We start from the raw sequence: 10,388 nt of genomic DNA, 5'->3' as shown, positions 1-10,388 counted from the left end.
TATATGGCAATAAGTGCATCTATACATGCATTATTAGCAGGAGAACAAGTCGCAGGCTCAAAGTTAAACAGTAAGTTACGTGATGAACTGTTGGCAGAAGGTATGTTATTGGTTATATCTCATGGTTCAAGAAAATCATATCGTGCCCGTGATACTGAGGCTTTAAAAAGATTTCTTATAGATAAGGATGAGAGTTTCCGCATTCTCGAAATAGACGCTTCAGATTCCCGTGCTTCTATGGCAATAGAAACAGGAAACTCCAAACTTGTTATGGTCCGTTCCTGCCCGGGATTCCCTGTAAACAGCTACGAACCTATTGAATGTTTTCTTGACGGAGAGGCTTTTATAGTAAATCCACAAGAAGGAAGTTTTCTTTTTGTCGCAGAGTGGGAGAAGTTTATAATTCCAGAAGACGTAGTAGTGATTGGCATTGAGAATATGGAAAATTTTAGGATGATTCGCAAGCAAAGAGTATTCTTTGAGGAATATCTTCAAGTGCATAAGCTTTCAAATAGAGTGCTCTTTGTGTCCAGGTATCCACAATCAACTGATCTTAGAAGATGGCTATGTGCTATTCCCAATCATTATCTTTACTTCGGTGATTTTGATTTGGCAGGAATAAATATTTTTCTCTTTGAATTTCAACAATATTTGGGTAAGGAACGTTCTTCATATTTAATTCCAGACGATGTTGGATTTCGATTAAAATCAGGTTCTAGGAAAAGATATGATGAACAGTATTGCCGTTTTAAGGATATTAAGTCAGATGTATGCGAATTACAGCAGTTAATAGATCTTATTTGTCATGAGCGAAGAGCTTATGATCAAGAAGGTTACATGTGTTGAAAAGGTTGAAGAATGTAGAACGTATATGCAATTTATTAAGATATAAATAAATCATACCCTAGCTGATATAATATTTGATTTTTATCTTAATTTTGGTAAGCGTCCAAAACTGGCGTCTTGCTCCGTTTTTGTTTTGCCTTTACCTTTGCTGTACATCTAAAAAAAGTATTTATGTATAGCAGTAGTGATTTTGAAAAGTTGTGGTTCCTCTACAAGAGCGAGGGTGAACCGAAAGGTATTTCGATCAATTCGTTTTGTCTGACTCATATGGCGTCTGCTGACTTCTCACAGCAAGCTTTACTCCGTGATTCCGAAAAAAAACATCCACACGTCTGTGAGACCTCCCCAGTTAAGACTCTATTCTTTCCATCTTATACCCGCTTAATTTACCATGAACGTTCCGAATAGCTATCGGGCTTTGTTTTGTGTTGCAAACTAACCCACGTTCTTTAGCCTTATATCAAGTTTCTGTGCGTCAGGCCAGATGTTTACCGCCGACTTCCTTCAGATTCCACCTCACGATGGACACCCTTGTCTTTGGCTGGACACTTCCCGCTATCAGGGCGTGTTGAGGACTTGCACCTGTTAGAATAGAACCATGCTGGGCGAACAACAGAAAAGTCACTGATATACAGCGACTTTATTCTAAATGGTTATGGTTGGTTACGGCTGTTTACAAGCCATTACTTCCCGATGCAGCATATATAGCTTGTTGGTACTCATTGTTTTAGTTCTAAAAAAGTAGGAAGTCAAAAAATCCTCTTGTTCCTATGTGTTAAAACGCTCACTTTTAACGTTTTTATTATTCGTTAAGAATAAATCCGGCTATTTTGCTTAGGCAGTAAATGCTTTCGCTTATATCCATTAAATAACTTATAAGTTATCACGCTTCGCGAAGTCTTTGTTTTAAATAGGGAAGAAAGATTATTAGATAGATGAATCTTTCCTCCTGCCACTTTACTTTAATAATCGTATATATAGAGTACGGCAATAAAGTAAAGTTCGTTTGCCCCCATCGATGCCGACTCCCTTTTTTGGTCGGCAATCTAAGTTCTTGAAGAGACATCACGCTATTATTCATCATTGGTCTGTTTCCATACTTTCGCTTTTTCCGTTAATCTGTATTGCTGCTTAGGATGATTAGGCTGATTCGGGTATTTTCGCTCTATTGCCCCATCTTCTAAAGCCGGAGTGACATAATTCTCACGAGATTTTTTTCTGCTACTCAAGTTGCATGCTTTCATTATTTCCGTTATTGACATAAAATTATCATTCATTGCATTGATTAATATTGCTACTTGGGTCGTACTTGGGTCGTACTTGGATGGTACTTGGATGGTATTTGAATCCTTTGTTGGTCTTTTGAATGTGACAATTACAAATCCACCTTGTGTCCTCCATACGGGTTCCTCCACATTCTGACGTTTACAGGCATCAACAATACGCCCGACACCCGAACCCCAGTTTTCTAGAAAAGTAGTCTTGAAGAGTACATCAGCAATGATGGGATTGTACGGATAGGAGATATGTGGTTGCTTGATAGTTTCTGGTGTAAGCTGAGGTGGAAGCATGCCCGGATTTTCTATCTCTATGCGGTCATCATAGATGGCAATTCCAATGGTGAGGTTGTATTTCTCGTATTGGCGATGGCAAAGCGCATTAACAAGAGCTTCACGCAACGCTTCTGTTGGAATTTACAGATGTTCTTCCCGTACAAAGCCTACAATCTTGCCGCTCAATGACAAATGCTTGAAGAAGAATGCCATACCCGCATCCAGCAAATCGAAGAAGTTGCCTTCCGCACGCTGGTTATCGATAAACTCATTTTTATCCGTTCCATGGAAACGAGCCATGCGCAATCTGAACTGTGGATATTCGTAGATGTTGGTACTGAAGAGTGCTGCCGCCGCATTATTAGGCATGCCGTCATTTAGCAATTGCAACTTATCAAGCACCTTTTCGAATGGTTCCGTCATTGCCGATGCCATCATGCGGCCACGCTCCACGCCCAATCGAATAGCACCGCGTACACGTTCTTCATTCAAATCGCCGATAGCAACTCTATCAGCTTTCTGACGTTCCCATGCGTAATATTGAGGTTTGTTGGCACGGATACGCTCTTCAAACATCTCACGTGGCATCAACTTGGTAGTGCTCTCTACCTTGTAATAAGGACGGCTATCGTAAGTGTATGGCTGATGTCCCCATACGAAAGCATTGAAATACATTGCTATGACTTGGCATCCCGGGCGGTCGGGAGCATCCACGTACTCTACTTTCACATCTACGGCAGGCTCTATTCCTGTGAGATATTGGGCTATCTCACGTTGTGTGTTGTCTGTCACTTCCTGCCCAAGTATTTTCAACGAACCCGGTGCAATGCCGATGATGAGCCAACCACCATCAGTATTCAGAAAGGCACATGCCGTGTGCATACCGTCTTTCAGCTCGCCGGTAGTTTTCTTTAGTTCCAATTGACGATGTTCGTCTTTGGATATGAGTTGTTTGATGTCTTCTATTGTCATAGTCTATTCTTTTCTAATGAATTGTAAATGCTTAGTCCTTTCACCGTTAGCAGATATTTTTGTTGTGGGTGCTTAGGGTTATCAGGGTAGAGCATCACAACGAGACCTTCTTTCATAGCAGGATTCAAGTAGTTTTTCATAAAATTCTCGCGGTCTTTTAGACCCATGGCTTTAAGCATCTCTTTGATTGATAATTGCTGTTCTGCCAATACTTGAATTAAACTTTGTACTGCGGTTGAACTTGTCGGGAGCTTGTCGGGTACTTGTCGGGTTCTGTCCCTCAATCCATTCTGTTGGAGGATTTATAACCATATACCGATTTCTCAACTCATTGTGTTCACCCATTATCAAGTTCCTGAAAAACAGAATCAAGAAACTCATATCAAGCTCAATACCTTTACGTACATTGCGGTAATTGGCACGAACCAGCGCATTGCGGAAATACCAAGAGTGTTCAGCAAACAAATCATTGTTCAGATCAAAACCTATACTTTTCAAATATTTAATTGTGAAGACTGCGGTAGTTCTTGTATTTCCTTCTCCAAAAGGATGTATCTGCCAAATTCCCGAAACAAACTTAGTGATATGTGCTACTATGTCATCCATTGGAAGACCTTTATATGAAAACGCTTTTTCTTGTTCCAAATCATATTCTATAGCTCTACGCAAATCTTCCGCATTGACATACAAAACCGTGTCACCACGAAGTATCCACTCTTTTTTCGTAATGTCATAGTCGCGGATTTTCCCGGCAAACTTAAAGATGCTTTCAAAGAGTCTTCTATGAATGGAGGTGAAGCCTGTCACGGAGAAAGCGAATGATTGTTCGTTTAAGATTTTGACTATATTGGTCGAGACTTTATCTGCTTCTTCCGTTTCATCATCATCTGATGTCCGCATCGTTTTTGATAGGTAATATCCATTGATGAGCCTTTTCACTTCATCCATGCTTATATCACCTTCTATATGCTTAACGGCGGTATCTTTTAGATAATCAGATGCCCGCAGACCATCTACTGCCTGAAGACCGATAGCGGTTTTCCAAGCCAAAGCCTTTTCTCTTTTGTCAGGCTCACTATCGCGGATATATGATTCAAAATCTATTCCCATATTGATAGAAACTATTTTTATATGACCACTTTTATTTATGTTGTTTACAGTTAATTCTAAGCCATTACTTCCCGATACAGAAGTGCCGGAATATATTCTGCAGCACCATATCATTAGTTACTTCCCCTGCAATGTCACTCAAATGGAAAATGCACTCTCTGATGTCCTGGGAGATGAAATCTCCGGAAAGATTAGTTGCCAGTCCTTGTTGTACGCGTTGTATGGCCTCTAATGCGTGGGTCAGAGCATCATAATGGCGAACATTCGTTACTATGACATCATTCTGCGTTACTGTCGGCAGATTGGCGGCGGCTACAAGTTTCTCCTGAAGGACATCTGTATTTAGATGCTGCTTTGCAGAGATGAAAATACATTCGGCATCAGAAATAAGGGAGGAAGCGATAGACAGAATATGACTGGAAAGGGTTGTATCCAATAAGTCTGCCTTGTTGAAGACTAATATCAAATGCTTTCCTTTAGAACGCGGAAGTATCTGTCCCGACAACTGGTTTATCTGCAAAAGGGTTTCGGTTGCGTCAATCATCCAAAGTACAATTTCCGCCTGATCTAATTTCTGGAAAGTACGCTCTATACCAAGATTCTCTATCGTATCATCTGTTTCCCGAATACCTGCCGTATCAATAAAACGAAAAGTAATGCCACCAATATTTATTGTATCTTCAATTACGTCACGTGTTGTACCATGAATGTCACTCACAATAGCCTTATCTTCATTCAATAATACATTCAGCAGCGTTGACTTTCCGGCATTTGTTTCACCGATAATCGCTACGGGAACGCCATTCTTTATTGCATTACCTACACTGAAAGATTCTACAAGGCGGGAAATAACGTTTTCAATATTGTTAGCCAATTGACAAAGTTCTGTTCTATCCGCAAATTCCAGTTCCTCATGGTCGCTAAAGTCCAGTTCCAACTCAATAAGGGAAGTAAAGTGCAATAACTGGCTACGCAAGTCAGACAATTGCTTGCTGAAACCTCCACGCATCTGGCTCATGGCAAGGCGATGTGTGGCGGCAGACGAAGAAGCGATCAAATCTGCTACCGCTTCCGCCTGACTCAGATCCATTTTCCCATTCAGAAAGGCACGCTGAGTATATTCTCCCGGTTGTGCCATACGGCAACCATTCCTGATAAGCAGTTGCAGAACCTGTTGCAGAATATAGCCGGATCCATGACAGGTGATTTCCGTACAATCCTCTCCCGTATAGGAGTGTGGGGCGCGAAAGAGACTGACAAGTACGTCGTCGATTATCTCTTCCCCATCATGAATCTTTCCGAAAGTCAATGTATAGGGTTTACAGTCTGTCAGCGTTTTCCCGGATTTCGCCGGAGTGAATATACAATTAGTAATACGGATAGCATCCGGTCCTGAGACACGGATGCTTCCAATAGCTCCTCCTTGAGCTGTGGCAATAGCACAGATGGTATCTTGATTCATTCTATCAGATTCTATCCAGTACGGTTTTAATCAGGGTATCTATCGTATTTCTGTATCCTGTATTGGCTTCTTTAATCAACCGGTTGGCGATTACCATACATACCGTTGTCGCTTTATGTCCCATTAATCGGCTCAAACCCGCCAATGCGGAACTTTCCATTTCGAAGTTAGTGATGCGGTAACCGTTATATTCGAAGTTTTCAATCTTGTCGTTCTGCTTCGGGTCGGCCAACGGAATGCGCAATTCACGTCCCTGCGGCCCGAAGAAGCCGTTTGCGGCAATCGTTACGCCGCGTACCATGTCATTTCCGGCAATGCGTTCTATCAATTCGGAATCGGCATCAATCACATAAGGGGCAGGTGCACATATATTTCCCGACCAACCCATGTGATTCAGGAATGCATGTTCAAATTGAAGATCGCATATATCATTGCGTCCTGCATAGAAATTCAGCAAACCGTCAAAGCCTATGGACTTCTGCGAACAGATAAATGTACCTACCGGCGTATCCGGCTGCAATCCGCCACAAGTACCGATACGTACTAACTCTAACCGGCGCAATTGAGGCTTTTCTTCGCGGGTTTGGAAATCAATGTTAGCCAAAGCGTCCAGTTCGTTCATTACAATGTCAATATTGTCGCAACCTATGCCTGTTGAAACAACGGTAATGCGCTTGCCTTTGTATGTACCTGTGATTGTTTTGAACTCACGGCTTTCTACTTCGCATTCTTTATTCTCAAAGTGAGAACCGATTAATGCTACCCGTCCCGGATCACCTACCAGGATTACTTTGTCCGCCAGCCATTCCGGCTTTACATGCAGATGGAATACTGAACCATCATCATTGATGATGAGTTCGGAAGGAGCGAAATACTTTTTCATATTCTGGATTGTTAATTAGAAGCTGTTCTAAATGAAACTAATACCGGGCAAAATCAAAACCATTTCCGGTCTTTTATAAATAAGAACGCAGAAACCGGCTTGCTGTTCACCGGTTTCTGCGTTCTTGTTACATCTATTCCGGCTTATTTGCTCAGTGACTGATTAGAAGAACCGGAAGTAGGTTTTGCTATATTTTCGCGCATGGAAGTATCGGCTTCTATATTCTTCATCCGATAATAATCCATGATACCCAGATTACCGCTACGGAATGCTTCCGCCATAGCTTTAGGAACTTCCGCTTCCGCTTCAATTACCTTTGCACGAGCCTCTTGGGCTTTTGCCTTCATTTCCTGTTCGCTTGCCACAGCCATTGCACGACGCTCTTCCGCTTTTGCTTGCGCAATGTTTTTATCAGCATTCGCCTGATCAATCTGCAGAGCGGCGCCGATGTTCTTACCTATATCAATATCGGCGATATCAATGGACAGGATTTCAAAAGCCGTACCGGCATCCAATCCTTTGCGAAGCACGAGTTTGGAAATGGAATCCGGATTCTCCAATACTGATTTATGATTCTCGGACGAACCGATGGATGATACGATGCCTTCGCCTACACGCGCCAGGATTGTATCTTCGCCTGCACCACCCACTAACTGGCGGATATTGGCGCGAACAGTTACGCGGGCTTTTGCAATCAACTGGATACCGTCTTTCGCTACTGCCGTCACGGGTGGCGTATCAATTACTTTGGGGTTTACCGACATCTGAACAGCTTCAAACACATCTCGTCCGGCAAGGTCAATAGCGGTAGCCATCTGGAAAGACAGTTCAATGTTGGCTTTAGATGCGGATACCAGGGCGTGCACCACTCTTTCCACGTGTCCGCCGGCAAGATAATGCGCTTCCAGTTCATCACGGGTGATGTTGCTCAATCCTGCTTTATGCGCTTCAATCATACCCGGCACGATGATGTACGGGGGAACATTACGAATGCGCATTAAGAACAATTGTACCAATGAGATTCTTACTCCCGATACCTTGGCTGACAGCCACAGGAAGAAAGGCACATAATGGAAGAACAGAATGATAAAGATAATACCGCCTATAATGATAAAGGCAGTCAAATACATAGGGTTTTCGATCATGGTTTATAAAATATTAAGTGTAATCATTAATGCTTTTTCTGTTCCACCATAATAACGCCGTTTGAAATACGGTTTACTACGATGGGGGTTTTCTCATTCAAGAAACCATCCATGGATTTTACTTCCACAATGTTACCGTCGATATCGGCGTTACCGATTAGCGCCAGTCGTGTGATGGCCACTCCCGTATCACCTACTTTTATTTTCTCTTCGACGGTACGGTCTACTTTTGATGTGATATTTTTATTCAGGGCGATTTTGTCTAATGTTTTAGAACGCATAAACAAAATCACTGATCCTATGCAGGCTATTGCCGATATGGTGAGCGTGATAAAACCACCGGTTGTACCCAGATAGGCAAAGGCATAGTAGTTGGCGAAGATCATGCAACCTCCCGCCAGAAAGCCGGCAACACTGATGCCGGGAATAACGAACAGTTCTACCAAGAAAAGAATAACTGCCGCGATAATAAGTACGGTAATGATAAGTATATCCATAGTTTGTTCTATTTATGATTTCCTTTTTCTGCCTTGCGCACCTCAATAGCGGTACGTTCTATTTCATCGGATAATTCTTGCACCCGTTTTTCCAATTCAAGGATAGCTGGGGTTAGCTTGACTTTCTGATCATCATTAGAACGGGTATATTGAGAGCGCTGATTTTCCAATTTATTTTGTTGTTGCCTGAAATCTTTCTCCAATTGGCGGTATTTGCTGAACAGGTTCCGGGCTTGGGGGGATTTGAAATCACTCCATTGATAATAAGTCGTATTATCATCAATAACAAATTCAAAATCATGCGTTTGTTCCGCCTGCGGTTTTTCACTTAATGCGGCTTGCAAACGGCGTTTGGCATCCGATACGGCATTCTGGTCTGTCCATGTATCTTTCAGCGAATGAATCCGGGCAAGCTGTATGGCTTTCTTAGTGTCCATTGCTTCGTAGTTATACACTCGTTTGGAAGAGTTGGGTATAAACACGTATATACAAACTTTTTTATCCGGCTGATAACGGTCGGAAGCAAACCAACCAAGGTTGTTGAATTCATCAATAACAAACATATAGTCATTGTGTGGCGAATTGAATGGCATACCTACATTCTCCGGCATCAGGTAGGTATCGGTATTGATGTTGTATCGCGTCACGAAAATATCATATCCGCCTATTGATTTTTCACCATCGGCTGCATAATAAATGGTCAAACCATCTGTCAGCACATAAGGATAATTGGCATTGACTGCTTCGTTTATATTTCCGGGCAACAAACCGCCTTTTCCCCATTCTCCCTGCATCTTATCGCGGGACAAGATACTGAGCTTTCCGTCCGGCTGTCGTTCGCCGTAATATATTATGTTTCCAAGCTCTGTTTCGTATACGGTGGCCTCCTCTTCCTCTTTGTTCTGGAAGAAATCATTGTACGAGAATAATTCTCCGGATTCGGGACTAATCTTGTAAGCCTCTAAAAAACGGTCTTTATCTACTACAAAACTGTCGATTATACACACTTCTTCAACACCTTTCAACATGCGGAGATTGACTCTGCTCTTTTCAAGAAGTTTTTCCGCATCCCCTGTCGGTCTTTTTCTCTTGATAAGCTCACTGATGTATTCTTCGTAATGCTTGATGGCGTCATCAAAATAGTACAGGTCGTTATAGGTCTGCGCCAAATATAGCTGTCCGCCGGGAATACGCTTTTTAACAGCTGTTTCCAGATACTTTAAGGCTACGGCAGGTTCGCTGGTTTTCAGGCAACATACACCATACCATAAATTATAGTTTCCGTTTGCCGGTTGCGCCTTTACGAATTTCTTAAAAACCGGTTTGGCTTTTTCGTACTGCCCTTTATTGTAGAAAGCTTTGGCTTGCTCCAACGTTTGTGCCAATGCGCTGACTGATATAAGACAAAATAGAAAGAATAAAATATGTATTTTCTTCATCTTAGTTATCTAACTTACAATTCGAGTGTTCAAAAATACAAATTAATTGGGAATAATGCTGATTTCTGTTATGCTATTATGTTAATTCTTCCTTAATTTATTCTTTTCTCTAACTTATATTATCCACTCGCCGCCCTAATTGGCATGTCCTTCTCCGCTTCTTACCTCATATTGCTCCTATATTTCCCCGGTTCTTTGTTACTTTAGGTGCAACCTTTTTCTCTCAAATATTGATGAATAAGAAGTTTTGTTTCATTCCGTATTGTTAGCTAATTATGCGAATCAGTTCATAGTGGAACCGGAAATAGCAGGAATCCTTTCGGCAAATACATTCATAAATCCCGTGGAACGAATTTTTTCATCCCACGGGACGGTTTCATTCGTCTCACGGGACGGATTTTTTCGTCTCGTGAGACGGATTCATTCATCCCATGAGATGAAATTTCTCGTCCCACGAGACAAATTCTCCCTCCCAGGGTTT

General features: G+C 41.9%; 10 protein-coding genes. 1 reads left to right on the top strand and 9 read right to left on the bottom strand.

Annotation, left to right across the window (positions count from 1 at the left end; all coding sequences use genetic code 11):
• The first annotated feature begins 3 nt into the window (after positions 1 to 3).
• A complete protein-coding gene (locus B2Z67_RS02410; RefSeq protein WP_291528226.1) occupies positions 4 to 846 on the top strand; it encodes a DUF7281 domain-containing protein in 843 nt (280 codons plus the stop codon).
• Positions 847 to 1,919: 1,073 nt separating this feature from the next.
• Here the strand turns inward: B2Z67_RS02410 and B2Z67_RS02405 are convergent.
• From B2Z67_RS02405 to B2Z67_RS02370, 9 genes are all read right to left on the bottom strand, one after another.
• Entirely contained in the window at positions 1,920 to 2,525 is a 606-nt protein-coding gene (locus tag B2Z67_RS02405) for an ATP-binding protein (RefSeq protein ID WP_291528225.1), read from the bottom strand.
• A 15-nt stretch (positions 2,526 to 2,540) separates the two neighbouring features.
• Entirely contained in the window at positions 2,541 to 3,371 is an 831-nt protein-coding gene (locus B2Z67_RS02400; RefSeq protein ID WP_291528224.1) for a helix-turn-helix domain-containing protein, read from the bottom strand.
• Positions 3,368 to 3,550, bottom strand: coding sequence for a Fic family protein (locus B2Z67_RS15880; protein WP_349677261.1), 183 nt, complete (start codon positions 3,548 to 3,550; stop codon positions 3,368 to 3,370). The genes B2Z67_RS02400 and B2Z67_RS15880 overlap by 4 nt, the downstream gene beginning before the upstream one ends.
• Complete coding sequence (locus tag B2Z67_RS02395) at positions 3,543 to 4,481, bottom strand: Fic family protein (RefSeq protein ID WP_291528223.1); 939 nt, start codon at positions 4,479 to 4,481, stop codon at positions 3,543 to 3,545. Before B2Z67_RS02395 ends, B2Z67_RS15880 begins: the two co-directional genes overlap by 8 nt.
• 64 nt (positions 4,482 to 4,545) lie before the next feature.
• Complete coding sequence (gene mnmE, locus B2Z67_RS02390; protein ID WP_291528222.1) at positions 4,546 to 5,943, bottom strand: tRNA uridine-5-carboxymethylaminomethyl(34) synthesis GTPase MnmE; 1,398 nt, start codon at positions 5,941 to 5,943, stop codon at positions 4,546 to 4,548.
• Positions 5,944 to 5,947: 4 nt separating this feature from the next.
• On the bottom strand, positions 5,948 to 6,826 hold the full coding sequence (locus B2Z67_RS02385) for a nucleoside phosphorylase (RefSeq protein WP_291528221.1): 879 nt from the start codon (positions 6,824 to 6,826) through the stop codon (positions 5,948 to 5,950).
• A gap of 143 nt (positions 6,827 to 6,969) precedes the next feature.
• The gene (gene floA / locus B2Z67_RS02380; RefSeq protein ID WP_291528220.1) at positions 6,970 to 7,971 is read right to left on the bottom strand and encodes a flotillin-like protein FloA; all 1,002 of its coding nucleotides are present in this window, start codon (positions 7,969 to 7,971) and stop codon (positions 6,970 to 6,972) included.
• Positions 7,972 to 7,997: 26 nt separating this feature from the next.
• On the bottom strand, positions 7,998 to 8,468 hold the full coding sequence (locus B2Z67_RS02375; RefSeq protein WP_291528219.1) for an NfeD family protein: 471 nt from the start codon (positions 8,466 to 8,468) through the stop codon (positions 7,998 to 8,000).
• A gap of 8 nt (positions 8,469 to 8,476) precedes the next feature.
• The gene (locus tag B2Z67_RS02370) at positions 8,477 to 9,907 is read right to left on the bottom strand and encodes a tetratricopeptide repeat protein (protein WP_291528218.1); all 1,431 of its coding nucleotides are present in this window, start codon (positions 9,905 to 9,907) and stop codon (positions 8,477 to 8,479) included.
• Between the last annotated feature and the right edge of the window lie 481 nt (positions 9,908 to 10,388).

Origin of the sequence: Bacteroides sp. UBA939 (assembly GCF_002293435.1) — a bacterium.
Classification (GTDB): domain Bacteria; phylum Bacteroidota; class Bacteroidia; order Bacteroidales; family Bacteroidaceae; genus Bacteroides.
Note: the sequence above shows the minus strand (reverse complement) of the source record. Positions and strands in the feature narration are given on the sequence as shown.

Excerpts from the sequence above, each read along its gene's own strand:
- B2Z67_RS02400 (WP_291528224.1), bottom strand. The coding sequence starts at position 3,371 with ATGACAATAGAAGACATCAAACAACTCATATCCAAAGACGAACATCGT.
- B2Z67_RS15880 (WP_349677261.1), bottom strand. The coding sequence starts at position 3,550 with ATGCTTAAAGCCATGGGTCTAAAAGACCGCGAGAATTTTATGAAAAAC.
- B2Z67_RS02375 (WP_291528219.1), bottom strand. The coding sequence starts at position 8,468 with ATGGATATACTTATCATTACCGTACTTATTATCGCGGCAGTTATTCTT.
- B2Z67_RS02370 (WP_291528218.1), bottom strand. The coding sequence starts at position 9,907 with ATGAAGAAAATACATATTTTATTCTTTCTATTTTGTCTTATATCAGTC.
- floA (WP_291528220.1), bottom strand. The coding sequence starts at position 7,971 with ATGATCGAAAACCCTATGTATTTGACTGCCTTTATCATTATAGGCGGT.
- B2Z67_RS02395 (WP_291528223.1), bottom strand. The coding sequence starts at position 4,481 with ATGGGAATAGATTTTGAATCATATATCCGCGATAGTGAGCCTGACAAA.
- B2Z67_RS02385 (WP_291528221.1), bottom strand. The coding sequence starts at position 6,826 with ATGAAAAAGTATTTCGCTCCTTCCGAACTCATCATCAATGATGATGGT.
- mnmE (WP_291528222.1), bottom strand. The coding sequence starts at position 5,943 with ATGAATCAAGATACCATCTGTGCTATTGCCACAGCTCAAGGAGGAGCT.
- B2Z67_RS02410 (WP_291528226.1), top strand. The coding sequence starts at position 4 with ATGGCAATAAGTGCATCTATACATGCATTATTAGCAGGAGAACAAGTC.